Consider the following 25340-nt stretch of genomic DNA (forward strand, 5'->3'; position numbering starts at 1 on the left):
CGAGCTGGCTGGATAGATTTGCGCGCCATCCAGCCAGCTCACAAAAGCATATTGACAGCTCGGCGCCACAAACTGCGGCGCCGAGCAACAAGTTTATTCCGTTAGAGCCATCCTTATTTTTACCGCCAACCGACCCCAGTCCCAAATAACAATAAAGCCGCCCGCAATTTCGCGAGCGGCTTTGCCACTTGGAGCCGCAAGGCTCAATCTGCTGCCAAATGCAGCGGCGCCAAGCCCCGAAAGCTACTCCGCCTTCGCGGGCGCATCGAACTAGCCGGCGCAATGCGGGCAGCGCATGGCGCCTTCCTTAACCTCTTCCAGGCAGAACGGGCACGTGGGCACAGCCGCGGGCGCCTCTTCTTCCTTGCCCGTCAGTTTCACGCCGATGTTCTGCGCCTTGTTCACGGCCTTCACCAGCACAAACACCACGAATGCCACAATGAGGAAGTTAATGCACGCGCTGATGAACGCGCCAAAGTCGATGTCGGTGCCGGGCACCACCAAACCGGAAATGGTATCGGCGCCGCCACCTGCGATGACGGAAATCAGTGGGTTGATGATGTTCGTGGTCAGCGCCGTCACGATAGACGTGAACGCACCGCCGATGATAACGCCAACGGCCAGGTCCATAACGTTGCCGCGATTAATGAACTCCTTGAACTCGGCGAGAAACTTCTTCACCCTCAACCCCCTTCTTCCCAGATGGCACGCCGCAAAACAACGCCGCTTTCAACACAAACGGCGCCATTGCAGCAAGGGCTTAGCGCAAAGGCCAATAGGGCGCGAGGCCTGTTGGCAAAAATCGCTCATGTATGTGATTTAACTTGGATGTTTTTGATAGCGAGGTCAACAAGTTTACGTTTTCCCAGTTCACAGACGGGTCGATTTTCGGGCTTCAACGTGCAGGGCGATTAAATCACATACATGAGCGATTTTTGTTTGGAGCCCCGTTGCAAAACACGGCCGACGCTGCGATTTGCAACGTCGGCCGCATCAGCAAGCTTTTCATCCGCGCTTCGTCAAGCATCAAGCGACCTTCACAGCAGCACGTCTCGCCCGCCCGTAGTCGTGGCAAATTGCCGCTTACGGCTTTGACTCACCAGCAATGCCAATGCGCATCAGCACGCAACGTTACGTGGCCAACGTCCGCGCGGCCGCAACCCGCTTGCTAGCCCAACGTGATGCCGCCGGTCGTGAAGTGCAGGATCCCGAAGGGCGTTTGAGCATCGGGCAGCGCAGGGAACAGCGACGGTTCAGGCACGCCAAGGGCAAACGCCACGCCCGCGGCAATGGCCGCAACCGCCAGCAGCACGCCTCCGACCAGCAGAAACGCCTTCCATGCCTGCGCGTTGCGCCGCAGCCATGCCATAGCGCCAAGCGCTGGCGGCTCAGGCTGCTGCCCGCCGCGCGCCACACGCAGGAAGAAGTGCGCGACCCAGCGAACGAACAGCACCGATGCCTTGAACAGCAGCACCGATGCGATGATTCCCAGCGGAATCAGCATCACGCCCAGCGCGCCGAGTGCCAGCAGACCCCCGCCCGAGAACAACCCCTCGGCCAGCGCGCCGCACGACGCGGAGTAGCACGCCAGCGGCACGGCCCCGAGGCCGCACGCTAGAAGCGACCCGATGCCGGTCCACACCACCAGCACCGCCGCCCAGATGGTGGCGTACACGCTCGCCGCCGCGCCAAGCAGCCCGAACGCCAGCGGCACCCAAAACACGGCGCTCACCAGCAGCAACACCCCGATCAGCGCCTTGCGCTCGCGCGTTGCCGTCGCCGCTGCCACGGCGCGCTTCGCCACGGGCACGGTTTCGGCAACGGCGTCGCACGCCTGCGCGGGGCTGCCAATCTCCTCAAGCGCTTGCTGCTCCGAAAACCCCTGCTCAACGCGGTCGTCGATGGCCTCGGCGTAATATTCCAGCGCGTCGGCAACCTCAGACGCCGGCACGCCGCGACGCTCCAGCAGCCCGCGAAGCTCTGCAATCCACTCGTTTTTAGTCATGGTTCACGCCCCCTTCGATATAGCGAAGCACGTCTTCAATCTCCGACTTCTGCTGAACGAACGCCGCCAGCCAGTCACGCCCCTGCGACGTAATGGAGTAGTACTTGCGCGTGCGCCCGTTGTGCTCCTGCGCATACTCCGTCACCTGCCCCGACGCCTTCAAACGGCGAAGAATCGGGTACAACGTAGACTCGGAAAGCCCCAGCGCAGCCGGCGCGCCCTTGACGATCTGATAGCCGTACGAGTCGCCCCGCGCGATGGTTGCCAACACGCAAGCGTCCAAAAACCCACGTTTGACCTGCGAATCCATTTCGCCTCCCTTCCCTGATGCGCATCCGCAAACGACGCAATCGCATCGCGTACAACGAATACTATGCGTAACGTAGTATTCATACTATACGTTGCACAGTATGAATGTCAAGCAAAAACATCAGAGCATTCGCAACCGACCCCGTAACGCAGAAATGCCCCGTTTCCAAACCGATCAGATTCGGAAACGGGGCTTCGAGCGCAGCGTTCGACGTCGAGACGCAACTCGCAAGCGGCGGCAAACCCGCCTTGCATCATGCGCTATTTAGAACTCGTAGGGCGGGTTGCCGGAGAAGTCGGCGATGGCGCCGTGCGCGTCCTTCAGGTAGAACACCTCGAAAATGGGGTTGTCGGCGGTTTCGTACTGGCCCTTCACGATGGGGTTTTCCAGGCACACCTCCTTCACGGACATATCGTTCACGAACACGGCCGTGCCGTGCAAGCGAATCCACGCATACTCGGGGCTGGACACCGAAATCTCGATCTCGGGGTTTTCCTGCATGTCCTTGTACACGTCCTTCGTGTTGTTCGTGCAGAACCACAGCTTGCCGTCCTTCTCGCCCGAGAACATGAACGGGCGGCACTTCGCCTTGCCGTCACGACCGACGGTGGCCAGATACTGCACGGGGTTGGCCTGCAAAAACTCGACGACTTTTTCCATGATGAATACCTCCTGTACGACTTTCGCTCGGAAAGGCTTCGCGTTCCTTTCGCTGTGGATATATAATCACCGTAGCACTCGATTTGAAAGTAAGCACCTTTTTGTGCTGTAGGTACCTGTTAGTAACTATTGCGTCTTACCTGCGGTTACAGAAAATTCAAAATGTGAAGAAAGGTCCACTATGACTCAGCAAACACCGGAAGCCGCGCTGCCGGCCTGCCCTGTGGAAACCACGCTGTCACTTATCGGCAACAAATGGAAAGTGCTCATCCTGCGCGACCTCGCGCCGGGTAAAAAGCGTTTTGGGCAGCTGCAAAAGTCCATCGGCAACGTGTCGCAAAAGGTTTTGACCGCGCAGCTGCGTTCCATGGAAGCCGACGGCCTCGTGCATCGCGAAGTGTTCGCCGAAGTGCCGCCGCGCGTGGAATATTCCCTCACCGACCTGGGCGAAAGCCTCAAACCCATCCTCAACTCCATGTGGGCCTGGGGCGAAAACTACAAGCAACGCTTCGGACAATAGGCGCCAAGCAAAAAGCGTGCCGCAATCGAATAAGGCGAGCAGATCGAACCGCCCATATCGCCATCGGCGTCGCCAAGCAAGCATGCCTCGCAAGCGTCAGAAAAGCCATCACGCGCCGAGTACTACCACCTTCAACCACGACTCGCTTGCCCAGAGCGCAAGGCTCGACCACCTTGTCAGGCGATGCTAACGGAAGGAAATCGCAATATCCTTCCGTTATGCCGCTCCTTACGGAAGGATATTGCGATTTCCTTCCGTTACCGACTATCTCCCGAAGCGAAAAGGGCGCGCATGGCGCCTGCATACCTCGCCGCCAAAACAATCCGCGATCTACCGTGTCCCATCCCCTAGCGGCTGGCGAACAGGGCCGCGAGTTTTTCGCGGTCGATGGCGCCGTCGGGGCGTTCGGCTTGCGCGAGGGCCCACATGGTTTTCGCCAGCAGCGCTTCGGTGGTTGCCGCGCCGCCCATGAGCACGCCGGGGCGGTTGCAGAACGCGCGACCCACCTCGTACACGCTCAAGTCGGCGCCCTCGAAGGGGCACTGCGTGGTCATCACCAGCGTTTTGCCGGCATCGGCCCAGTTCAGCAGCGCGTCCGTCACGCCCGCGTACTCCGGGATGCCGCCCAGCCCGAACGCTTCCACCACCAGCGCGTCGCACAGCGGGCGCAGCGCATCGACCACGCGCCCGTCTATGCCCGGCGTCACCTTGAGCGCCATCACGCGCGGGTTCAGCGTGTCGAAGAACCGCGGAGCGGAAGGCCCCGCCACCGCAAAACCACGTTCGGCAGCACCCGAAGGCACAGAAACGCTTCCGTGCTCTTCGCACGCAGAGCCGCCGTCAGCCGAAAAGTCCTCTCTGCCGGCCCTCGCTTCGCCCGCCGGCGCACAACCGTCCGCCGCGCCCGGCGCCATCAGCTCGCGCGCAGCCGCCGCCCACTGCACGCCGTTTTCGCCAACCGCACCCAAATCGGGCACGTTCAAACTGTCGAACGCCTCGAAATCGCGCGTGCGCACCTTGCGCGCCGCCGTGCCCGCGATCACCTTGCCGCCGAACGCCACCAACACGCCCGCAGCCGCATCGTCGCAGGCCACGCACACGGCATCGAGCAGGTTGCGCTTGCCATCGGTGCCGGGATCGCCCATGGGCAGCTGCGAGCCGGTCAGCACCACGGGCTTCGGGCTGCGCTGCACCAGATACGACAGCCCCGCCGCCGTGTACGCCAACGTATCGGTGCCGTGAAGGACCACAAACCCGTCGAAATCGTCGTAGCGCCGACGCACCTCGCCCGCGATGGCCAGCCATCCCTCCGGGCGCATGTTCGTGCTGTCCACGTTCATGACCTGCGACACCTCGGCATGGCACATCTGCGCGACCTCGGGAACGAACGCAACCAGCTGCTCGCCCGTCAACGCCGGCGCAAGCCCGCTGCCCTCTTCAGCCGACGCGATGGTCCCGCCCGTCGCAATTACCAAAACCCGTTTCATATGCGCCCCTTCCCCCAAATGATCCGCGGCTCCGTTAAGCAAATACCGATCGCTACTGTACCCCGAGATACGCGCAACCAGCCCCTCGAACCCGCAAATCCCCGAAATGGCTGGCAAGGACGCCCACACCAAAACCAAACCCGCAACCGCCGAACCCGTAGCCGCAGCCGTCCAGGCGCGCCATCAGGATGGAGAAGGACGTCAGCGGCACCTCCGGGGACACGATGGCCGCAACCTGGGAGAAGGCCTGGGAGTCCGTCACGACGAGCTTCGGCGGCCTCGCAAGCGACCCGAGCAGCCCGGCGAGCTCATCGGGCTGGCACGCCAGCGCCGCCGCGTGCGCGTCAAGGAGGTCGCGCAGGACCATCTGCTGGGGAAGGATGATGCGCCCCTTCGGCGCCGACGAGTCGATGGGAATCATGAGCACCACGACATCCCCGGGGTTCACCAAGTCGGCGATGAGCCGCCTTGCGGGCTTCGCATGGCCGGCCACGGCGGCCACCGACTCCCTGAGCTCTCGGACGTTCATGCCCGTCGCGGCGCTCACGGCGATCTTTCGCACGATGGCCCCCTCGGGAAGCTTAAGCGCCGCATCTTCGAAGGCCGCGCCCCCTTCCCCGCACGTGTCCCGCCCCGCCGCAAGGAGGTCGACCTTGTTGAAGGCGACCACGCAGGGCATGGCCTTCTCGGCGAACGCCGACAGCAGCTCGCAGTCCCGGTCGGACACGCCGCGGGTGGCGTCCACCACCAGCACGGCCACGTCGCAGCGGCGCAGCTCGTCGCGGGCCCTGCCCGCTGTTAGCGCTACTGTAAAAACAACCCTTTATACGCTTTTAGTTCGGTAAATTACACGGTTTCCGATCGGTATTTTGCGCGCCTGCCGCCCGGGAAAGCGCGGCTCGCCCCCTTACGCCCCGCTCTCGCGCAGGCGTGCGCGGCCGAGCGCTACGGCTACGAGCGCTATGACGGCGGCCCACGCGAACGTCACGCCCACTTCGCCGAACGCCTGCAGCGCCAAGCTTGCCGTGATATCGGCGGCTTCCGACACTTGCGTCATGGCGTCGGTGGCCCAGTAAAACGGCGTGAACGCCGCGGCCAGGCGCGTGTTTTCGCCCATCACCGAAAGCGGAATCCAGGCGCCGCTGAAGAAGCTGCACACCAGGCCGAAGATATTGCCCGCGCCGTTTGCCATGGTGTCGCTGGCGCCAAGCTGCCACATAAGGAAGCCCGCCGCGCCTCCCACCAGGGCAAACCCCAGCTGCGCGGCAAGCACCACGCACACGGCGGCAAGCGGCGCGCCCTGCCCAAGCGGGTTGAACACCACCAGCCCTGCCGCGGCGATTACGGCCCAGATGGCCACCGAGAACAGCGCGCACGCCAACCCCACCTGCAAGCCATAGCGCCCGCTTGGCACGGGGCCCAGCACCAAGCGTCGCCGCAACGCGCCGCGCCGCAGCGACGACAGCCCCACGGCAATGAAGATCGACGACGCCGCGAACAGGGCATATGCCGAAAACGCCGCGTAATTCACGTACTTCGCCGAAAGGCCCTGCGAATCCACCGCAAGAAATCCCACCGGCGTCTCGTTCGCACACGCCTTATCCGCGCTGCGCGCAACGTCGACCGCCGACGCCGTCGCATCGCTTGCCGCGAAGCCGTACAGCGACTGCGCGAATCCCCTCACGCGCTGGTCGACCAACGACCCGCGAGCGCTCTGGTAGCTGATCACCGTTTGCAGCTCGGGAGCGTCCCCGCCCGTGCGCGCGGCGGCAAGCAAGTCGCCCTGAAACCCCTCGGGGATGATCAACACGTAGCTGGCCAGGTCTTTCGCCGACGCGTCCTGCAGCCCGAACGTGCTGTCGTCCACGTGCACCTCTTCGGCATCCTTCAAGGCGAACGCGGCAAGCGCCGCCGACGCATCGGTCCCGTCGCGGTCGATCACCGCCACCTTCGGGGAGTCGGCCTTGAACTCGCCATGCGGCGCAACCTCGATGGCACCCGAGCCCAACAACGACATGGCCCCCAGCGCAACCATATATATGAGCAAGTAATTCCAATGGCGCGCGGCCACTTTCAACGCAAGCTTAAAGACGTTCATAGTTGTGCCCCCTCATCAGCAGCGCCGCCGCCACGAAGAACACGGCAGCCATGGCAACCAGCACGCCCACCGTACTGAAGAACGGCGTGAGCGAGTCGTAGTACGTCAGGTCGTAGAACGCGTTGGCCGCCTGCGCCGCCGGGTTGATCAGCACCGCCCACGGCGCGGTTTGCGAAATCTGGTCCGCCAGCTGCATGGCCGGCTCGCCGTACAGGCCCGCGAACAGGGCGCACAGACAGGTGATGCCCGTAGCCAGGCCCACCTTGCCCGCAACGGGCATGCCCGGCAGCGCGCCAAGCACCGCGCCGAAGCCCACCGACATAAGCGCGCAAGCCGCGATGGCCACCACCGCCAGCCCATCGCGACCGCCGAATTCCACGCCCAGCACCAGCCGCATGTACGCGAAAGCCAGAAGCAAGCATGCGAACACCACCGCGAAGCTGGCAGCCATGGAAACGGCCAGCTGGCACGTGGTTGAAGCACCCGACACCTGCCGGCGCGCGCCCACCGCCGACGTGTTCGCGCGCACCGCCGAGACCGAGTGGATGGCCACCGTGATGGACATGAGCGCCGCGAAGCCCATAAGCGCATAGTAGTAGCGCACGGTGCCGCTTGACGCCACGCGCAGCACGTCGACCTGCTGCGTGCCCACCGCGTCGGCCATGAATGCCTGAACCGTCTGGTCAGCGTCGGGCGTTTGCGCAAACGCCTCCAGCTGCGCATCGGTCGGCGGGGCCTGCAGGTCGGCCGCGCCCGCCTGCGCCAGGAACACTTGCTTCATTTCCGCATACAGCTGCCGATAGCGGTCGAGCACCGCGCGCACGATGCTCTGGTCAAGCGTGTCGGAGGCAAGCGGCGAGACGTCCATGGACGGCAGCCCTTCACCGTCCACCGTGATCGCCGCGGCCGCATCGCCGGAAAGCACCAGGTCACGGGCCGCATCGGCATTCGCCACCTCGAGCACGTCCAGCAGTTGGTCGTCGCCTTCGGCCGACACCTGCGCCAGCATCTCGCGGAAGAACGTGGCACGCGTGGCGTGATAGTTCTCGTCAGCCACCACCGCGCAACTTACGGGGTCGGCACGATAGTATTCGTCGAAGTTCGCGAACATCACGTGGAACAGCGTCGCCAGCACCAGCGGGAACGCGATGACCCACACCAGCACGTCGCGTTGGCGCACCAGCATGCGAACGGTATGGATGAACAGCGCTTTCATGACGCCCCCTTAGTCGCGCAGCTCGCGGCCGGTGATTTCCAGGAACACATCGTTGAGCGTGGGCGGCTCGGAATAGACGCGGCCCACGGCCACGCGCGCGGCCTTCAGCGCGCCCAGCACGTCCAGCAGGTTCCGCTCGCTAGCCTCGCACGTGGCGCTGAGCTGGCCGTTCGCGAATTCGCAGCCGATGACATGCGGTAGCGCGCGAACCGCGCTGGCCGCCGCCTGGCCGCACGCGTCCGGTGCGCCGGGCAGCTCCACCACAATCTTCTCGCCCACGGCAATGCCGCGCTTCAGCTCGTCGTTGGTGCCCTGCGCCAGAATGCGCCCGCCGTCCATGATCATGATGCGCGTGCAGATTTGCTCGACTTCCTCCATGTAATGGCTGGTGTAGACCACGGTGGCGCCCTCGTCGCGCAGCCGCACGATACCGTCCAGGATGGAGTTGCGGCTTTGCGGGTCCACGGCCACGGTGGGTTCGTCGAAGAAGATGAGCTCGGGCTTGTGCGCGATGCCGCACGCGATGTTCAGCCTGCGCAGCAAACCGCCCGACAGCTTGCCCGGACGCATGCGGCGGTAATCTTCCAGGCCCACGAACTCGATGGCCTCGTCCACCAGCGCGCGACGGCGCTTTTTGTCGGGAACATACAGCGCGCAGAAGCAGTCGACGTTTTCAGCCACGGTCAACTCGTCGAACACGGCCACCTGCTGCGGCACCACGCCTATACGGCGCTTCAGGTCGTAACGCGTCGGCGACATAGGCTCGCCGAACAGACGGATGTCGCCCTTGTCGTAGGTGAGCAGCTGCAGCATGCAATTCATGGCCGTGGTTTTACCGCAGCCGTTCGGCCCCAGAAGGCCGAAAATCTCGCCTTTGTCGATGCTCAAGTTGAAGTGGTCCAGCGCCAGCACATCGCCGTAACGCTTCACCAAATCCACCACCGACACCACCGGCCGCGACACGTTCGTCGTTTCCATTTCGGTCACCTTTCTCCGAGGAACCTGACAAGAAATGGGACAAAGGGACAGTCCCTTTGTCCCATTCCAGCGCATGGTGCCGATGCAGGTCCAACAGAACGTTTTCACATGACGCCATCATGCAGTATTCGCCGTTAACAAACTAGTGACTTTTGTCACGAATCTGCGAAATGCCTGATGAGCAGCCCGAATTGCGCGCTGCGTCCGCGCAAGCGTCTTCGCGCCCGCCAACAACGGCACCGCGTCTGCTAGTATGGCCGACATGGATAGATTTCTGGACAAAGCCATCGTTACGGCGTGCTGCTTGGCAGTTTGCGGCTGCGCGCTTGCCGAAAGCGGAGCGGCGCAAAACTCTGCGCTAGCGAGCACGCAAACCCTGGCGCTTGCCCTCAGCATGCTAGGCGCACTTGCTTGCAGCGCCGCCTTCGAGATAGCCCCAGCGCCATGGAACGTGCTCGCACCCAGCGCGTACTGCGCAGCCGCGCTCGCATGCGGGCAAGCCACCGCGTTCATTCCCCTTGCGGCTTACGATTTCATGCGCTGCGTATTCCGACCCGATGCCTCGCGCGCAGCGGGCCTTCTTGCCTTGGCCGCCCTTGCAACGTGCATCGCGCGCCAGGCGCTTCCGCCTGTTGCCACCATCGTGCTGGTCTGCATAACCGCGGCGACCGCGGCCCTTTCCGCACGCACCAGCAGCGCCGAAGCGCGGCAGCGCATCGCTTACCGCACGCGCGACGCGTTAAAATCGCAGGCCATCACCCTGCGCAGCAAAAACCGCAACCTTACCGAAGCGCTCGAAGAGCTCGAGAGCGAATCGGCCGGCCGCGCGGCACGCTCGAACGTCGAACGCCCCGCAAGTCCAAACGGCAGACGCGCAGCAAGCGCCGAATGCTTCGCAGGACCGGACGGCAACCACGCGCCAGACGACGCCAGCGCGGCAAGCCCCAGCAAACGTCGCATCGCAAACCTAAACGCCGGCATTATCACAACTAGCCCCGGCAACAGCCGCACAGCTACCCCAAGCGCCAGCGGCGCCGCAAACTCGCGCGCTGGCGCAGCAGGCCTTGCCGCCGGCGCCGCCGACCAAGCCCTCGCCAACCCGCCGCGGCCCGCCGCCTTCGCCTGCCTTACCGAACGCGAATGGGAGGTGGCCCGCCTAGTGGCCGAAGGCCTGGACAACCGCGAGATAGCCGCCGAGGCCTACCTCAGCGAAGGCACCGTCCGCAATAACATCAGCAACATCCTGTCGAAAATGTCCCTCAAGAACCGCACCCAAATTGCCGTCACCTTCTGGAAAAGCAGGGAAAACTAGGCGCGCACCGGCAACCCGGCAAGCCTTTGCGCAAAAATCGGCACTCAGCCGCCCACGAACTGCACGTCAACCCCCATTTACGGCAGGGCGGGGGCGAACGTAAAGTCGCCTGCATCCTGTCCCGTTAGCTCGTTCAGGCAAAACGTCATGTACAGCGGGGCGTACGTGATCACGCCTTCTTGCGACAGGTTGTTGCGCGACAGCACAAACGCTTCCTTCAGCTTGTAATCGCGAATGCCCATCAGGTGGTCAAGCGCCGCATGCGCCCGCACTTTCTTGCCCGACTTCACCTCAATCGGAATGACGTTGCCGCTTTTACCCTCCATAAGAAAGTCCACTTCATCTGCCGCTTCCGACTGGTAATACCACAGGTCAACGCCCTGCGCGGCAAGCTCCTGCGCCACCACGTTTTCATACACGCCGCCCAGATTCGGGTCCTTCATGTCCAGGTAAATCGACCGCGCCGTAGCTAGCGGATACCGCGACACTAGCATTCCCGTGTCCGACTCGTATAGCTTGAACCGCGAAGCCTGCTCCGTGCGTTTCAACGGGCAGCGCGCCTCGGTGGTCTGCAGCACCTGCAGCCCCACGCCCGCATTCACCAGCCACAAAAAATCGTGATGGAACGACTCCATGCGCGCCGCCTTCTTCAGCGACGCCAGCTTGAATCGATGCAGGTCGCCCTCAAGTTGCAAGGGAATCTGGTCGAAGATAGCGCGAACCTCGAACGCACGAGTGCCCGCATACTTGCCGATGTCCTGCGCGTACTGCTGCACCAGCGATGCCTGCAACGTCCGCGTTTCAGCCAGCGAGTAGCCCGTGTCCACATACCGCTGTACCACCTCGGGCATGCCGCCGGCAACCATGTACGCCCGATAGTTGCGCATCATGACGTCGTGCAGGTACCCATCAACAGCGCGCCGCTCGCGCAAGCATTCGCGAATCTGGTCGAGAAACCGCTGCTCGACACCCACGGCCCAGCAGAACTCCTCGAAGTCCATCGGCCGCATGACAATCTGCTCGACGTATCCCACGGGAAACGAAGAGATGCCCTTAAACTCAGTGCCCAGCATGGAGCCGGAGAACACGAACGAATAACGACCGTCCTCGACAAGCGCCTTCATAAGCGTGACGATGTCCGGATGCTCCTGAATCTCATCGACGAAAACGAGCGTGTCGCCTTCCGCCAAGGGCACATCCGACAGCAGCGCAATGCGGTTAATGAAGTCCACGGCGCTTTCAGCGCTGGCAAGCGTGCTTTTCGCCGCCTTATCAAGCAGTAAGTTCACCTCGAAATAGCAGGAATAGCTCGATTTCCCGAATTCGCGAATGGCATAGCTTTTCCCAATTTGTCGAGCACCGGTCACCAACAGTGCCTTGTTGGATTCATTTTTCCATTTGACCAGCCTTTTTGTCACCTTACGCTGCAGCATTCGTCTCCTCAACCGCACAAATCGGGAAATAGGATAGCCCTATTATTGCACAAATCGGGAAATAACAATGGCCAAATACTGCATAAATCGGAAGATAGCAAAGGCTAGAAACCACACAAATCGGAAAATAGCACGAAGCGAAAGCTAGCTTCTTGCAGCAGCGTCCAAAGATGCGTGTCCATTTCTCCCGCCGCACAGCGGCGATTACAATCTGGCGTGCTTCGCGCTTTCCAATAAGTGACGAGCTTGCGCTCGACGCCACGAAGTCGACCTGCGAGGTCTTCCCCGACCCGAACACGTTAGCGACAACCGGCGCGCAAAAAGGGCCGCATCGGGAACTCCCGATGCGGCCCTTCGGCTTGCCAGCTTCCGTCAGCTCGCAGCGCGCTCGCCCTTACGCCTTCTCCACGCGCACGGCGCACACCTTGTACTCTGGCGTGGCCGACACGTTGTCGAGCGCAGCGTTCGTCAGCCAGTTGGCGTTGCCGTCTTGGAAATGGAACGGCATCCACACTTGGCCGGGATTGGTCTTGCCCGACACGCGCGCCGTCGACTCGATGGACCCGCGACGGCTGCTCACGCGCACGCGGTCGCCGTCGACGATGCCCGTCGCAGCGGCATCGGCGCTGTTGACCTCAATAAACGACGACCCATCGATGCGGTTGAGCCCCTCGGTGCGACCCGTCATCGCCTGTGCGTTGTACTGCGCAAGCACACGGCCCGTCATCATGATAAGCGGATATTCCGCATCAGGCTGCTCAGCCGACGGGCGGTACTCCGCCAGCGAATACGACCCAAGCCCGCGAGCAAACTTGCCCTCGTGCATGATGCGCGTGCCCGGATGGTCCGGCCCGGTGCACGGCCACTGCAGCCCCTGACCCGCCACGGCGGCGGAATCCAGGCGTGCATGGCTGATGCCCGCATACGACGGCGTCAGGCTTGCCACCTCGTCCATGATCTGGGCGCCCGTCAGCGTGGGCTGGTCGTACCCCATGCGGCGCATAATGTCCGCGAACACCTCGGTGTCCAAGCGCGGCCCGGCCGGCCCGCTTACCGCCTTGCGCACACGCTGCACGCGACGCTCGGTGTTCGTGAACGTGCCTTCCTTCTCCGCATAGCTGCGACCAGGCAAAATGACGTCGGCGTACTTCGCCGTCTCCGTCATGAACAGCTCCTCGACCACCAGGAAGTCCAGCGCCTCAAGCGCGCGAATCACGTGATGCGTATCCGGATCGGTGCGCACGGGATCCTCGCCGAACAGGAACAGGCCGCGGATGCGCCCGTCGATCATGGCGGGGAAGCACTCGGTGGCCTTCAGACCCGCCGCCTGGTTCAGCTCGACGCCCCATGCGGCCTCGAACTTCGCGCGCATCTCGGGGTTCGCCACCTTCTGATAGCCCGTGAAGTCCGCCGGGCCCGCGCCCATGTCGCACGCGCCCTGCACGTTGTTCTGGCCGCGCAGCGGGTTGATGCCGCAGCCGGGACGGCCCAGCTTGCCCGCGGCCAGCGCCAGGTTCGACAGCGCCATGACGCCCTCGGTGCCTGTGGAATGCTCGACCACGCCCAGGCAGTAGACGATGGGGGCGCGCTCGGTCGTCGCGTACATCTCGGCGGCCGCCTCCAGGTCGCGCGCATCGATGCCGCAGATCTCGGCCACGCGCTCGGGGGTATAGTCGGCCACCATGGCGGCAAGCTCGTCGAAGCCCTCGGTGCGGCTTTCCACGAACCCGCGGTCCACCAGCCCCTTCTGTATCAGCACGTTCACCATGCCGTTCGCGAACGCCACGTTCGTGCCGGGGCGCAGCTTCAGGTGGATGTCGGCCTTCTTCGCCAGCCCGATCTCGCGCGGGTCCACCACGATCAGCTTCGCGCCGCGCTCGACCGCCTGTCGCAGACGCATGCCCATGACCGGGTGCGCCTCTTCCGGATTGCTGCCCACCAGCAAGATGACCTGCGAGTCCTCGCAGACATCCTTGATGGAGTTCGTCATTGCGCCCGAACCAAGTGTAGTTGCCAGACCGGCAACGGTAGGGGCGTGTCAAACACGTGCGCAGTTATCGACATTGGGGCTGTCGAATGCGCACCTCGCCATCTTCTGGAAGAGATAGATATCCTCGTTGGTGGAACGCGAGCACGCGAACGCCGCGATGCTCTCGCCGCCGTGCTCCTCCTTGAGCTCGGCGAACCTACGCGCCACCAAGTCGAGCGCCGTATCCCAATCGGCCGGCTCGAACCCACCGGTCTCGGGGTTTTTCACCAGCGGCGTAGTGATGCGGTCGGGCGAATTGACGAAATCGAAGCTGCCACTGCGACCCTTCACGCACAAAAGCCCTGCGTTCGACGGGCCGTCGGCCGCCTGCACATCGACAATCTGATCGTCCTTCACCACCAGGTCAAGCTGGCAGCCAACGCCGCAGTGTGGGCACGTGGTGCGCACCTTGCGCGTGTCCCATTCGCGGTACAGACCGCGGCGCTTCTCCACCAGGGCGCCCGTCGGGCACGCCTGGGCGCAGTTGCCGCAGCTTTCGCAGATGGTACGGTCCCAGTTCGGGCCGAACGGTGCGCGGATGGTGGTGCGCACGCCGCGCTTGCCCGTTTGCAGCACGTGGTTGCCCGCCGCGTTGTTGCACGCGCCCACGCAGCGCTGGCAGGCGATGCACAGGTTGGGGTCGAAGCGCAAAAACGGGTTGGAGTCCAGCACGGGCTTGCGCACCTGCTCAACGGGAAACGTCGGGTGCGACACGCCCACCTCGCGTGCCACGGCTTGCAGCTCGCACGCGCCGTTTTTCACGCAGCTGAAGCAGTAGTCGGTCGAGTCGAGCCCGTGATTGGAAATTAGCAGGTCAACGGCCATGCGTCGATATTTCAGCACGCGCTCGGTGTCCGTTTGCACCTGCATGCCGTCCACAACGGGCGTGGTGCACGCGGGCACGGGGGCCGCCTGGCCCTCCACGTCGACCACGCACACGCGGCAGCTGCCGATGGCGCTACGCTCCGCCAGGTAGCACAGCGTGGGGATATGGATGCCGGCCTCGCGGGCAACTTCCAGGATGGTCTGGCCTTCGCGCGCCTCAAGCGAGCGACCGTCAATGGTGATGTTAAGCATACTGAATGCGCCCCCCTTCGCAGGCACCGGCACCGAAATGGTCGCAGCGCAGGCAGCGCCCGCACTCCTGCATGGCCTCTTCCGTGCTCATGGGCACTTCAACGCCTTCGAAATCGTGCTTGCGCTCGCGCGCCGGGCGCTCAAGCACCTCGACGCGACCGAACGCCGCGCGGTCATTCGGCGCGGGCGCAGGTGCGGAAACGCCACAGTCGAGCGTGTGGTTGAACCCGAGCATGTCGTCGATGTTGCGCGCGGCAACCTTGCCGGCCGCAATGGCCTTGATGACCGTGGCCGGGCCCGTCTGGCAGTCGCCGCCCACGAACACGTTGGCCCCGGTGGCAGCGTCGGCGCCGCGTTCGACCAGCTTATCGGCGTCCATCTGCGCATGCAGCTGCGCGTCAGCCTCGAACTCGCCCCATTCGGCGGCCATGCCGAACTCCTCGAACGGCGCGGACACGATGTTCTGGCCCACGGCAATCAGCACGATGTCGGCCGGGATGCGCATCTGCGGCTTGTCGGCCGCGATGGGCGCGGGGCGGCCGCGCTTCACGGGGCCGATCATCTGCGGATTCGTCAGCAGCGCGGTGCAGCGGCCCTGTTCGTCGGTCTCGATGGCGGCCGGCGCCTGCAGCGTGATCATCTCCACGCCCTCGGCGATGGCCGACTCGATTTCGGCCGGCAGCGCCGTCATGTCCGCGATGCGGCGACGGTACACCACCGACACCTCTTCGGCGCCGGCGCGCACGGCCGTGCGACAGCAGTCCATGGCCACGTTGCCGCCGCCGATGACGGCCACCTTCTTGCCCGTGAAGTCGGGGTAGTCACCATCGCCGATGCGTCCCAGCAGGTCAACAGCGGAAAACACGCCTTCGGCATCCGTGCCGTCGATGCGCAGGCCCTTGCCTGTTTGCGCGCCGATGGCCACGTACACGGCGTCGTATTCCACAGACAGCTGCGCCATGCGCGCGGCGTCGACGGGGCTTTCGGTATACACGGTGATGCCGCCGACGGCCAAGATGCCGCGGATGTCCTCATCCAGGCGCTCGCGCGGGAAGCGGTACGCCGGAATACCGTAGCGCATCATGCCTCCAAGTTGCTTGCGGCTTTCGAACACGTCGACGTCGTGGCCCATGAGCGCGGCGAAGTATGCGCAGGTCATGCCGGAGGGGCCGCCGCCCACAACCGCCACGCGGCGACCGGTGGAGGGCTGGCGCTCAGGCACGGGCACCTGGTCGGCGCGCGCATGCTCGCACGCGTACTCCTTGATGCCGCGGATGTTCAGCGGCGCATCGATAAGCGTGCGACGGCAGCGCTTCTCGCAGGGGTGCTCGCACACCAGGCCGCATGCGGTGGGGAACGGGTTGTCCTTGCGGATCATCTGCACGGCGCCGGCGTTGTCGCCCGCCGCCACCAGCGCGATGTACGCGGGCACGTTCACGTGCGCCGGGCAGAACGTCTCGCACGGCACCGACTGGCCCGCGCCGCGCTGGCACGCATGCTTGCTCACATGGCTTTCCACTTCGGCGGCGAAGGTGTCGAGGCCTTCCAGCAGCGCGCCGGCGGCCTCGTAGCCGATGGCGCAGTCGGACGTGTCGCGCACCATCTCGGCCAGCGCGCGCATGCGCTCGACCTCGGCGGCGTCGGCCTGGCAATCCACCAGATGGCGCAGCATGGCGGCCAGCTGCGGCAGGCCGTCGCGGCACGGCACGCACTTGCCGCACGTTTGCAGCGCGCCCTCTTCCAGCAGCGTCAACTGCTGCGCCAGCGGGCACATGCCCGGCGGCATGGCGTCGACGCGGCGTTTCTGCCGGTCCAGGAACCCGCCGATGCGGGCGTCGTCCGCCGAGGCGGGCGCAATGGACAATCTCGTCATTTCTTCCCCCGTTTCGCCTGTTTTCACAGGCCGTAGTACTTAAACGAGGCGGCGCTGGGCGCCGCCTCGCCTGTTCATCGTGGAGTTTTGATACCTGTGCAGTAGCTTATTGCACCGCCTGCCGTTTTGCGTTTCAGCTTTGTTAACCGCCCGCACAAACCACAAGGGCTTCACGCGGAAAGCGGGCGACCGCGTGCAAGCTCGCGAAGCCGATCGTCGGAGTCGGCCTTCGCGGGCTGCATCGACCAAGCCAGCTTGCAACCTTCGCAAACCAGCGCCGCAGCCACAGCATCCGCCCGCCCGGCAGCCGCAAGCCCGCCTCGTCAATCGGGCCCACCGCCGAACGCACGCTCGCCTCACGTCACCTTCCGGTAACGCAACGGGCGAGACGCAACCCGCTACAGCGCCGCCTTGATGGCGCGCGACAGGTCCTCAAACGTTTCGTACGCCGGAATTTCCGGGTGCTCGATCTTGATGGCCGTGGTGCTGCGGAACAAGAAGCCCGCCTTCGACGCCTTAATCATACCCAGGTCGTTGTAGCTGTCGCCCGAGGCGATGGTATCGAACCCGCATGAATGCAGCGCGCGCACCGTGGTCAGCTTCGTCTGGTCGCAGCGCATCTTGTAACCGGTGATGGTGCCGTCGTCGGCAACTTCCAACGTGTTGCAGAAGATGGTGGGCCAGCCAAGCTTTTCCATGATAGGTTGGGCAAACTGCTCGAACGTGTCGCTGATGATAATCACCTGCGTGGTGGCGCGCAGATCGTCCAAAAACTCCTTCGCGCCGGGCACCGGGTCGATACCGGCAATGACTTCCTGGATCTGCGGCAGGCCCAGGCCGTTGCGACGCAGCACGTCAAGGCGGAACTGCATAAGTTTGTCGTAATCAGGCTCGTCGCGCGTGGTGCGCATCAAATCGGGCACGCCGGCCGCTTCCGCAAACGCAACCCAAATCTCGGGCGCCAGCACACCTTCCAGGTCCAGGCACACAACGTTCATTCCCATACCGCGCATCCTTTCACGCAACCATACGCTTTCGCGAATCTCTCACGCGCACAAGCATACGGCCGCGCAACCGCAGCGCGTCCCGCACATCGGCCAAGGCCACCAGCGACCGGGAAACGGCAGCGAATGAGTGACAATTGCGGGATACCAGCGAGCTGAAAGTGCCATTCGCGCGCGCCAACCAGCGCCCTCGCGCTAGTGCCGCTAAACCGAAAAGCCTGACTTGCTCCCGCACCCTGCCCGCGCGCTCCCACATTTTTCCCAGGAACTTTGTGCGGGACTCCCACATTTTTCGATGGAACTTTGTGTGAGAGTCCCACATTTTCCAAGGGAACTTGCTATAGTACCCTCTGACAACAGCGGCAAGGAGGCATCATATGCGCAGATTATTGATGAATGACCTGGTTTCTTGGAAGTCCAGCCCAAGCCGCAAGCCCTTGCTGATACGCGGCGCGCGCCAAACAGGGAAAACGTGGCTTATGGAGGCCTTCGCCAAGCAAGAATTTCGCGACTACGTGAAAATCGACTTCATGTATGACGAATCGGCGCAAAGCTTGTTCGAGCAAGACCTTGACCCGCAGCGAATCATTCGACAAATGCAGCTTCGCTATGGGCGGACGATCGACCCCGAGCAAACGCTTATCATTTTCGACGAAATCCAAGAGGCCCCACGTGGTCTCACTTCCCTGAAATACTTCTGTGAGCAGGCACGACAATATCATATCGTCGCCGCCGGCTCCTATATGGGCATGTCGATCAGGCGCGAAGGGGAGTCCTTCCCCGTTGGCAAGGTTGATCAGCTCACGCTGTATCCGCTTTGCTTTTCGGAATATCTTCGCGCTTTAGCGGGCGACCCGTTGGCCGACGCGCTTGAAAACGCCCAGATGGATGACCTCGCAGCCCTTTCCGACACGCTTGAGCGCCACCTGAAGGAATATTTCATCACGGGGGGCATGCCCGAAATCGTTAGCGCACACCAGCAAGGTGCCAGCTTTACCGAAACGCGAAGGCTTCAACAGCAGATTCTCGACAGCTACGATGCCGACTTCAGCAAACATGCCCCTGGCCGCATTCTCGAGCGCATGCGGCTTGTTTGGAAATCCCTCCCCGGCCAGCTTGCCCGCGAAAATAAAAAGTTTATGTACGGGGCCGTCCGGCCTGGCGCGCGCGCACGCGATTTCGAAGAAAGCTTGCAGTGGCTATCGGATTACGGCGCAATCGCGAAAGTCCCTCGCGTGTCGGCGCTTCGACTGCCCCTCGCAAGCTACAAAGACCTGTCCGCCTTCAAGCTATTCTGCACGGACGTCGGGCTGCTCGGCGCGCTTGCCGACCTTGATCCTGCCGCCGTGCTTGACGGCTCTCGCCTGTTCACCGAGTTCAAGGGCGCGCTGACGGAACAATACGTCGCGCAGGAGCTGCGCCGCAAGCGATATCAGCCGGCGTACTGGTCGTCTGACACGGGCGCTGCCGAAACCGACTTCTGCATTGCGTTTGACGGCAAGCCAATTCCCATAGAGGTTAAAGCCGGCGAAAACCTCCGCTCGAAAAGCCTTCGAGTTGTCTGCGACAAGTTCGGACTCGACAAGGCGCTGCGAACATCGCTCTCGCCTTACCGAAACGACGGGCGGCTCACGAACGTGCCCCTTTGGGCCATCGGGCAGTTCGAGAAGTTGCTTGGCCGGGAACAGCACCCGCATCTCTAGCCGTCGATTCCACCCACTCCAATGAAAATAGGGCAGACGAATGTTCCAAAGTGTCTTTAATTTCTTTCGATGAATCGAACGTTTTGGCTTCTGGAACCAGTTTCTTTCGATGAATCGAAAGAAACTTTGCGTACAGGCACGCCTTCCAGGTCCAGACATACGATATTCATTCCCATGAGGATCCCTTTCACGCCGTCGTTGCTTTCGCAAGCCTCTTATGCGCATAACCATAGGCTAACTCGCCGATGCGCCCGACCACGTTCCGGCCAATGCCGCGAGCAAACGAGGAAACGGCAAGAAGGCAGCATGCTTAGACGACAGATGAAGAGATGAAGGCCGATTCTCGCCTCACGCGACCAGGCGAATAACGAAGGCTCCGTTCTTTCAAGGCAAGCGCAACCGCGACAGCAATGCCGACCGACACGGAAAGAAACGCGGACGATCTCTCCGAAAGGAGGAGGCCGCAACGCAGGTTGCGGCCCCGCCAACGGACGAATCCCGCCTAAGGGGAATGGTCGATCGGCTAGCCCATGATCTGGGCAAAGTCGGCCTCGGGAGTGGATATGGGGCGAATGCCGTAGTTGTCCACCAGCACCTGCAGCACGCCGGGGCTCACGAACGCCGGAAGCGTGGGGCCCAAGTAGATGCCCTTGATGCCCAGGTGCAGCAGCGTGAGCAGGATGCACACCGCCTTCTGCTCGTACCACGAGAGCACCATGGAAAGCGGCAGATCGTTCACGCCGCAGCCGAAGGCATCCGCAAGCGCGAGAGCAATCTTGATCGCGCCGTAGGCGTCGTTGCACTGGCCGACGTCCAGCAGGCGCGGAATGCCGGCGATGCTGCCCAGGTCCAGATCGTTGAAGCGATACTTGCCGCAGGCAAGGGTCAAGATGACGGAGTCGGAGGGGGCGAGCTTGGCGAAGTCGGTGTAGTAGCTGCGCTCCTTGCGCATGCCGTCGCAGCCCGCAAGCAGGATGAAGCGCTTGATGTCACCGGACTTGACCGCATCGATGACAGCGGGGACGACGCTCATCACGGTGTCGTAGCCGAATCCGGTGGTGACGCTGGTGCCGCCGTTGATGCCGGCAAAGGTTCGATCGGCGGCCCAGCCGCCCAGCTCCAACGCCTTATCGATAAGCGCCGAGAAGTCCTTGGCGCCGTCTTCGCCCGCCTCGACGACATGCGCGCCCGGGAAGCTCACAGGGCCGGTGGTGAACACGCGGTCGGCATACGACTCGTCCGGCTTCAACAAACAATTGGTAGTCCACAAGATCGGCGCGGGAAGGTCCTTGAACTCCTTGCGCTGGTTCTGCCATGCGGTGCCGTAGTTGCCTTTCAGGTGCGGATACTTGCGCAGCTCGGGATAGGCGTTTGCAGGCAGCATCTCGCCGTGGGTGTACACGTTCACGCCGCGGCCTTCGGTCTGCTCCAAAAGCTGCTTGAGGTCGTGCAGATCATGGCCGGTGACCACGATGAAAGGGCCCGCCTCGACCTTGAGCTCAATCGTCGCCGGCTCGGGTTTGCCGTAGGCGGAGATGTTCGCGTCCTCCAAAGCGGCCATGGCGGCCAAGTTGACCTCGCCGCATTTGAGAACCAAAGGCAGCAGCTCGTCCATGCCCAGGTCGGAGCCGACGGCCCGCATACCCTCATACAGGAACGCCGTCACAGCAGGGTCCGACTTCCCCAGCATCTGCGCATGATAGGCATACGCCGCCACGCCGCGCATGCCGAAGAGCAGCAAGCTCTTCAGGCTGCGGATATCCTCCTGCGCGTCCCACAGCAAGCCCATGTCGTACAGGTCGAATTCGCCCAGGGCGATAGCCTTAGCGCGAACGCGGCGCTCAAGGGCGGCGATGGCCTCGGGGTCGAAGCTGACATTGCTCACGCAGGCGAACATGCCCTCCAGCATAAGCCCGTCGGACTCGGAATCCCCCTTTCCGCCGTTCTCCGATCGGGCCAGGGCGACCAATGCCCCGGTCAGCTCGTCTTGCAATCGAGCCACATCGGCGGTCTTGCCGCATACGCCGGCGGCTCCGGTGCAGGCAGTGCATCCCGCCGTTTGCTCGCATTGGAAGCAGAACATGTTCCCGTCAGTCATTTTCGCGCTCCTCAATCATAGGGTGCCTTTTCGGTGTGGCTGCACTATACTGTGGTATCTCATATATTTCTGTTGTAGAACCTACAGGTGAAGCCAATGAACGATATCCTCATTTCTTCTTCAATGCTTTTCGCCGGCATAACCCAGGCCGAAGCGGACCTGATGCTGCCTTGCCTTGGGGCGACAAGAAGGGCTTTCAGCCGGGAGGAGCGGATCATGCGCGCCGGCCAGCCCACCGAATACCTCGGCGTCGTCCTGTCCGGGCGCGTGCGAATCGAGGTCTCGGACGCCTGGGGCGAGACGACGATCCTGGATATGCTGGGGCCTGGATCGCTTTTCGCCCACGGATACGCCTGCAGCATGGAGCCACTTGACATCGATGTGCTGGCTGATTCGGCCTGCGAGGTGGTGCTGCTCAAAGCAGAACGGATCATCCACCCTTGTCCCAAGCAGTGCGGCTGCCACGCGCACATCTCCTCGAACCTCATGCGCGCCTTGGCGCTAAGCAACCTTGACATGAACCGCCGCGCCATCGCCATGACCCCCAAAACCATCCGGGGCAAGATCCTCGCCTTCCTCTCGCAACAGCAGAAAAAGGCCGGCACCCGCGCCTTCGCCATCCCCTACAGCCAAACCAAGCTGGCAAGCTACCTCAGCGTCGACCGCAGTGCGCTGTCGAACGAGCTGTCGAAGCTGCGCAGGGAAGGCGTCATCGACTACGAAGGCCGCACGTACCGGCTCCTGTAGCGCGCGCAGGCGATTCTCTGCCACGTTGCGGTCAATGCCGCGAGCGAACGGGGAAACGGCACCCGATAAGGTAATCGCGTCGCTGACAGATAACGCTACGTCCCCAAAGCGTCAGGCTTATGACGAAGCGCCGGCAACCCGCGGCGTTGCGCTATCATCAACTCATCCGTTCGATATGGAAGGGGACCGATGGCGCGGTTGTTCATTGTCGAGGACGATGCCTCCTTGCGGGAAAATCTTGTGCGCATGCTCAAACTTAAGGGGCACGAATGCCTTTGCTGCGGGTCGTTTGCGAACGCCGCGGCCGAGGCTTTGGCGGCATGTCCTGATTGCATCCTGCTCGATCTTTCGCTCCCCGGCGCGTACGGCCACGAGGTCTGCCGCTCCATCCGCCAGGGAAGCAACGTCCCCATCATCGTCCTGACCTCCTCCGATAGCGAGTTCGACGAGGTCATGAGCATGAACGTCGGCGCGGACGACTACGTGGTCAAGCCCTATCGCCCCGCCGCGCTGCTCGCCCGCATCGACCGCGCGCTTACGCGCAGCGGATCTGCCGACCCGGCGCGCGGGCTGCTTGAGCACGACGGCGTCTCGCTCGACCCCGTGCGGGCCGAGGTCTCGTATCGCGGCGAAAGCGTGGAGCTGTCGCGCAACGAGCTGTTGATCTTGCGCATCCTCATGGAGAGCGCGGGCTCCATCATCTCGCGCAGCGAGCTGATGGACGAGCTGTGGCAAACCGATGCGTTCGTCGACGACAACACGCTCACGGTGAACGTGAACCGCCTGCGCCGCAGCTTGCGATCCGCTGGCGTGCCCGAGGATTTCATCACCACCCGCCGCGGCCTAGGCTACGTGGTCCGATGAGCGCATCGATTCGGGGAAACGCTGCGGCCACGCAGGTGCCCAACCCACCCGCCTGCCCGGCGCCGGGCTCGCCGGCTGCTGCGCCCGGCTCGCCGGCCGACTTGCCGCACGGTCCCGCGCCCACTTCGCCCGTGCCCACGCCGCCCGCCGCCGACAGCCAGGTCAACGGCCCGGAGCGCGCCTACTCCTTCGGCGCGCACCTCCGCTCGCACGCCGGGTTCGCGCTCGGAGCGGTCGCCTTGATAGCCGTCGTTGCGGGTGTCATGGCCGTCACCGGCTCGAACGCTTCGGCGATCGCGCTCGTTTCCCTCTGCGAAGCCCTGTTCGCCTGCGTTGCGCTTGCCGCGGGCTTTTTGCGCGATCGCGAGTTCTACCAGCAGCTGGACCTGTTCTGCGACTCGCCCGAAAACGCGCGCTACCTTTCGTCGATCCTGGACGAGCCGCGCACCTTGGAAGGCTTCGTCGCCTACCGCGCGCTCGCCGTGCAGGGCAAAGCCGCCTCCGACGAGCTAGCCGCACGATCTCGCGACATGAAGGAGTACCGCGACTACATCGAGCTCTGGGTCCACGAAGCCAAAACGCCCATCGCGTCGGCGCAGCTAGCGTTGGCAAGCCTTCACGGGCCCGAGATCGGCAAGGTCCGCGGCGATCTCGACCGCATCGAATCACGCGTTGAGCAGGTGCTTTACTACGCACGCTCGGCTACCTTAAGCGAGGACTTCTCCATCGAGAAGCTCAACCTTGCGGCCCTCGCGCGCAAAGCATGCCGCCAACGGTCCCGCACGCTCATCGGCACAGGGGTCTCGCTCGAGTTCGGCATCGACGAGGCGCTCGAAGTACTCGCCGACGCGAAATGGACCGACTTCATCATCGGCCAGGTCCTGGAGAACTCGGCGAAGTACGGCGCGAAGACCATCCGCTTCGAGGGCACGGTGAAGAACGCGGGCACGAAAGACGGCTGCATCGAGCTAGCGATTTGCGACGACGGCGACGGCATCCCCGCCGCCGATGTGCCGCGCGTGTTCGACCGAGGCTTCACGGGAAGCCGGGGCCGCACGCATCACAAGGCAACGGGCATGGGGCTGCACCTAGCCGCCGTGGCCTGCGAAAGAATGGGCCTCGGCCTGCGCATTTCCTCGGAAGAGGGAACGGGCACCACCGTCGCGCTGACCTTCCCCCTCGACCGCACGCGCATGGATTTGGCTGGGATTTAGCAGCCGCTCGGTGCGGGCCATGGCGAACCCGGACGCCCTCAGCGCGACGCGAGGCGCCCGGGAAGCGCAGGCCATGGCGTCCCTGCGCTTCCCGCCGGCTTCGCAGCCCACAGGCGCCGACGGCGGCTAACCTTACAGAATCGTAAGTTTGCGGTAAGGCCCTTCGATGGCTCCGTTTTCGCGAGCACCGCATCATGGGGATATACCGAATCGAAGAGAAAGGAATCCTCCATGACCGTGGTTACCGCAACCCCTCCGGCAGGCATCGCGAACGCGGGCGCGTCCGACAACCGCAACGTCCTGCTATCCGTGCGCGACGTCCGCAAGGTATACGGCTCGCGCGAGGCCGTCACCCGCGCGCTCGATGACGTGTCGTTCGACATCGCGCAAGGCGAGTTCGTCGGCGTGATGGGCCCGTCGGGCTCGGGCAAGAGCACGCTTTTGAACTGCATCTCCACCATCGACACCGTGACCAGCGGGAACATCATCCTGAACGGGCTTGACATCACGCAGCTGCGCAGCCGCCAGCTCTCAAAGTTCCGTCGCGACGACCTGGGCTTCATCTTCCAGGACGCCAACCTGCTGGACACCCTGACCGGTTTCGAGAACATCGCCCTGGCCCTTACCATCAAGGGCGAGAAGGCCGATGCCGTCCGCGCGAAGGTCGATAGCACCGCGAACATGCTCGGCGTGACGGACGTCCTGCAGAAAT

The 25340-nt window shown here is 63.3% G+C and carries 21 protein-coding genes; 7 read left to right on the forward strand and 14 right to left on the reverse strand.

Annotation, left to right across the window (positions count from 1 at the left end):
• Nucleotides 1-270: 270 nt before the first annotated feature.
• From mscL to ACWI6D_RS04405, 4 genes are all read right to left on the reverse strand, one after another.
• Nucleotides 271-681 (reverse strand): large conductance mechanosensitive channel protein MscL, encoded by a 411-nt coding sequence (gene mscL, locus ACWI6D_RS04390; RefSeq protein ID WP_449133785.1) that lies wholly within the window; start codon nucleotides 679-681, stop codon nucleotides 271-273.
• Between the two features lie 487 nt (nucleotides 682-1168).
• A complete protein-coding gene (locus ACWI6D_RS04395) occupies nucleotides 1169-2005 on the reverse strand; it encodes a DUF1700 domain-containing protein (protein ID WP_302937104.1) in 837 nt (278 codons plus the stop codon).
• Complete coding sequence (locus ACWI6D_RS04400; RefSeq protein WP_449133786.1) at nucleotides 1998-2315, reverse strand: PadR family transcriptional regulator; 318 nt, start codon at nucleotides 2313-2315, stop codon at nucleotides 1998-2000. The genes ACWI6D_RS04395 and ACWI6D_RS04400 overlap by 8 nt, the downstream gene beginning before the upstream one ends.
• Before the next feature lie 264 nt (nucleotides 2316-2579).
• Entirely contained in the window at nucleotides 2580-2975 is a 396-nt protein-coding gene (locus ACWI6D_RS04405; RefSeq protein WP_449133787.1) for a pyridoxamine 5'-phosphate oxidase family protein, read from the reverse strand.
• A gap of 181 nt (nucleotides 2976-3156) precedes the next feature.
• On the opposite strand from ACWI6D_RS04405, the gene ACWI6D_RS04410 reads away from it, so the two are divergent.
• Entirely contained in the window at nucleotides 3157-3495 is a 339-nt protein-coding gene (locus tag ACWI6D_RS04410) for a winged helix-turn-helix transcriptional regulator (RefSeq protein WP_303251697.1), read from the forward strand.
• Nucleotides 3496-3842: 347 nt separating this feature from the next.
• Here ACWI6D_RS04410 and ACWI6D_RS04415 read toward each other — a convergent pair whose 3' ends face one another.
• From ACWI6D_RS04415 to ACWI6D_RS04435, 5 genes are all read right to left on the reverse strand, one after another.
• A complete protein-coding gene (locus ACWI6D_RS04415) occupies nucleotides 3843-4982 on the reverse strand; it encodes an asparaginase (RefSeq protein ID WP_449133788.1) in 1140 nt (379 codons plus the stop codon).
• A 52-nt stretch (nucleotides 4983-5034) separates the two neighbouring features.
• Entirely contained in the window at nucleotides 5035-5757 is a 723-nt protein-coding gene (locus tag ACWI6D_RS04420; RefSeq protein ID WP_449133803.1) for a GTP-binding protein, read from the reverse strand.
• 132 nt (nucleotides 5758-5889) lie between these two features.
• A complete protein-coding gene (locus ACWI6D_RS04425; RefSeq protein ID WP_449133789.1) occupies nucleotides 5890-7080 on the reverse strand; it encodes an ABC transporter permease in 1191 nt (396 codons plus the stop codon).
• Nucleotides 7067-8296, reverse strand: coding sequence for an ABC transporter permease (locus ACWI6D_RS04430; protein WP_449133790.1), 1230 nt, complete (start codon nucleotides 8294-8296; stop codon nucleotides 7067-7069). Before ACWI6D_RS04430 ends, ACWI6D_RS04425 begins: the two co-directional genes overlap by 14 nt.
• Before the next feature lie 9 nt (nucleotides 8297-8305).
• On the reverse strand, nucleotides 8306-9274 hold the full coding sequence (locus ACWI6D_RS04435; protein WP_449133791.1) for an ATP-binding cassette domain-containing protein: 969 nt from the start codon (nucleotides 9272-9274) through the stop codon (nucleotides 8306-8308).
• Nucleotides 9275-9536: 262 nt separating this feature from the next.
• Between ACWI6D_RS04435 and ACWI6D_RS04440 the strand changes: the two genes are divergently transcribed.
• Nucleotides 9537-10586 (forward strand): response regulator transcription factor, encoded by a 1050-nt coding sequence (locus ACWI6D_RS04440; protein ID WP_449133792.1) that lies wholly within the window; start codon nucleotides 9537-9539, stop codon nucleotides 10584-10586.
• A 77-nt stretch (nucleotides 10587-10663) separates the two neighbouring features.
• Here ACWI6D_RS04440 and ACWI6D_RS04445 read toward each other — a convergent pair whose 3' ends face one another.
• The 4 genes from ACWI6D_RS04445 to thrH form a co-directional block, all read right to left on the reverse strand.
• Nucleotides 10664-12019 (reverse strand): ATP-binding protein, encoded by a 1356-nt coding sequence (locus ACWI6D_RS04445; RefSeq protein WP_449133793.1) that lies wholly within the window; start codon nucleotides 12017-12019, stop codon nucleotides 10664-10666.
• A 394-nt stretch (nucleotides 12020-12413) separates the two neighbouring features.
• A complete protein-coding gene (fdhF, locus tag ACWI6D_RS04450; RefSeq protein ID WP_449133794.1) occupies nucleotides 12414-15125 on the reverse strand; it encodes a formate dehydrogenase subunit alpha in 2712 nt (903 codons plus the stop codon).
• A complete protein-coding gene (locus tag ACWI6D_RS04455; protein ID WP_449133795.1) occupies nucleotides 15118-16998 on the reverse strand; it encodes an NAD(P)-binding protein in 1881 nt (626 codons plus the stop codon). Before ACWI6D_RS04455 ends, fdhF begins: the two co-directional genes overlap by 8 nt.
• 398 nt (nucleotides 16999-17396) lie before the next feature.
• Nucleotides 17397-18002 carry a bifunctional phosphoserine phosphatase/homoserine phosphotransferase ThrH gene (thrH, locus tag ACWI6D_RS04460; RefSeq protein WP_337368874.1) on the reverse strand — a complete coding sequence of 202 codons (606 nt, stop codon included), beginning with the start codon at nucleotides 18000-18002 and terminating at the stop codon, nucleotides 17397-17399.
• Between the two features lie 377 nt (nucleotides 18003-18379).
• Here thrH and ACWI6D_RS04465 point away from each other — a divergent pair, with 377 nt between their 5' ends.
• A complete protein-coding gene (locus tag ACWI6D_RS04465) occupies nucleotides 18380-19705 on the forward strand; it encodes an ATP-binding protein (RefSeq protein WP_449133796.1) in 1326 nt (441 codons plus the stop codon).
• A 523-nt stretch (nucleotides 19706-20228) separates the two neighbouring features.
• Here the strand turns inward: ACWI6D_RS04465 and hcp are convergent.
• On the reverse strand, nucleotides 20229-21803 hold the full coding sequence (hcp, locus tag ACWI6D_RS04470; protein WP_449133797.1) for a hydroxylamine reductase: 1575 nt from the start codon (nucleotides 21801-21803) through the stop codon (nucleotides 20229-20231).
• Between the two features lie 96 nt (nucleotides 21804-21899).
• Here hcp and ACWI6D_RS04475 point away from each other — a divergent pair, with 96 nt between their 5' ends.
• The 4 genes from ACWI6D_RS04475 to ACWI6D_RS04490 form a co-directional block, all read left to right on the forward strand.
• Nucleotides 21900-22550 carry a Crp/Fnr family transcriptional regulator gene (locus tag ACWI6D_RS04475; protein WP_449133798.1) on the forward strand — a complete coding sequence of 217 codons (651 nt, stop codon included), beginning with the start codon at nucleotides 21900-21902 and terminating at the stop codon, nucleotides 22548-22550.
• Nucleotides 22551-22739: 189 nt separating this feature from the next.
• Complete coding sequence (locus ACWI6D_RS04480; protein WP_449133799.1) at nucleotides 22740-23414, forward strand: response regulator transcription factor; 675 nt, start codon at nucleotides 22740-22742, stop codon at nucleotides 23412-23414.
• The gene (locus ACWI6D_RS04485; protein WP_449133800.1) at nucleotides 23411-24628 is read left to right on the forward strand and encodes a sensor histidine kinase; all 1218 of its coding nucleotides are present in this window, start codon (nucleotides 23411-23413) and stop codon (nucleotides 24626-24628) included. The genes ACWI6D_RS04480 and ACWI6D_RS04485 overlap by 4 nt, the downstream gene beginning before the upstream one ends.
• 231 nt (nucleotides 24629-24859) lie before the next feature.
• A partial coding sequence (locus ACWI6D_RS04490) for an ABC transporter ATP-binding protein (protein WP_449133801.1) occupies nucleotides 24860-25340 on the forward strand: 481 nt, incomplete at its 3' end.

The organism is Senegalimassilia sp. (assembly GCF_977052095.1).

Coding starts and splice junctions, on each gene's coding strand:
- ACWI6D_RS04440 (WP_449133792.1), top strand. CDS start 9,537: ATGGATAGATTTCTGGACAAAGCCATCGTTACGGCGTGCTGCTTGGCA.
- thrH (WP_337368874.1), bottom strand. CDS start 18,002: ATGGGAATGAACGTTGTGTGCCTGGACCTGGAAGGTGTGCTGGCGCCC.
- ACWI6D_RS04425 (WP_449133789.1), bottom strand. CDS start 7,080: ATGAACGTCTTTAAGCTTGCGTTGAAAGTGGCCGCGCGCCATTGGAAT.
- ACWI6D_RS04435 (WP_449133791.1), bottom strand. CDS start 9,274: ATGGAAACGACGAACGTGTCGCGGCCGGTGGTGTCGGTGGTGGATTTG.
- ACWI6D_RS04465 (WP_449133796.1), top strand. CDS start 18,380: ATGCGCAGATTATTGATGAATGACCTGGTTTCTTGGAAGTCCAGCCCA.
- ACWI6D_RS04405 (WP_449133787.1), bottom strand. CDS start 2,975: ATGGAAAAAGTCGTCGAGTTTTTGCAGGCCAACCCCGTGCAGTATCTG.
- ACWI6D_RS04430 (WP_449133790.1), bottom strand. CDS start 8,296: ATGAAAGCGCTGTTCATCCATACCGTTCGCATGCTGGTGCGCCAACGC.
- ACWI6D_RS04480 (WP_449133799.1), top strand. CDS start 22,740: ATGGCGCGGTTGTTCATTGTCGAGGACGATGCCTCCTTGCGGGAAAAT.
- ACWI6D_RS04410 (WP_303251697.1), top strand. CDS start 3,157: ATGACTCAGCAAACACCGGAAGCCGCGCTGCCGGCCTGCCCTGTGGAA.
- ACWI6D_RS04475 (WP_449133798.1), top strand. CDS start 21,900: ATGAACGATATCCTCATTTCTTCTTCAATGCTTTTCGCCGGCATAACC.
- ACWI6D_RS04455 (WP_449133795.1), bottom strand. CDS start 16,998: ATGACGAGATTGTCCATTGCGCCCGCCTCGGCGGACGACGCCCGCATC.
- hcp (WP_449133797.1), bottom strand. CDS start 21,803: ATGACTGACGGGAACATGTTCTGCTTCCAATGCGAGCAAACGGCGGGA.
- ACWI6D_RS04395 (WP_302937104.1), bottom strand. CDS start 2,005: ATGACTAAAAACGAGTGGATTGCAGAGCTTCGCGGGCTGCTGGAGCGT.
- ACWI6D_RS04485 (WP_449133800.1), top strand. CDS start 23,411: ATGAGCGCATCGATTCGGGGAAACGCTGCGGCCACGCAGGTGCCCAAC.
- ACWI6D_RS04415 (WP_449133788.1), bottom strand. CDS start 4,982: ATGAAACGGGTTTTGGTAATTGCGACGGGCGGGACCATCGCGTCGGCT.
- ACWI6D_RS04400 (WP_449133786.1), bottom strand. CDS start 2,315: ATGGATTCGCAGGTCAAACGTGGGTTTTTGGACGCTTGCGTGTTGGCA.
- ACWI6D_RS04445 (WP_449133793.1), bottom strand. CDS start 12,019: ATGCTGCAGCGTAAGGTGACAAAAAGGCTGGTCAAATGGAAAAATGAA.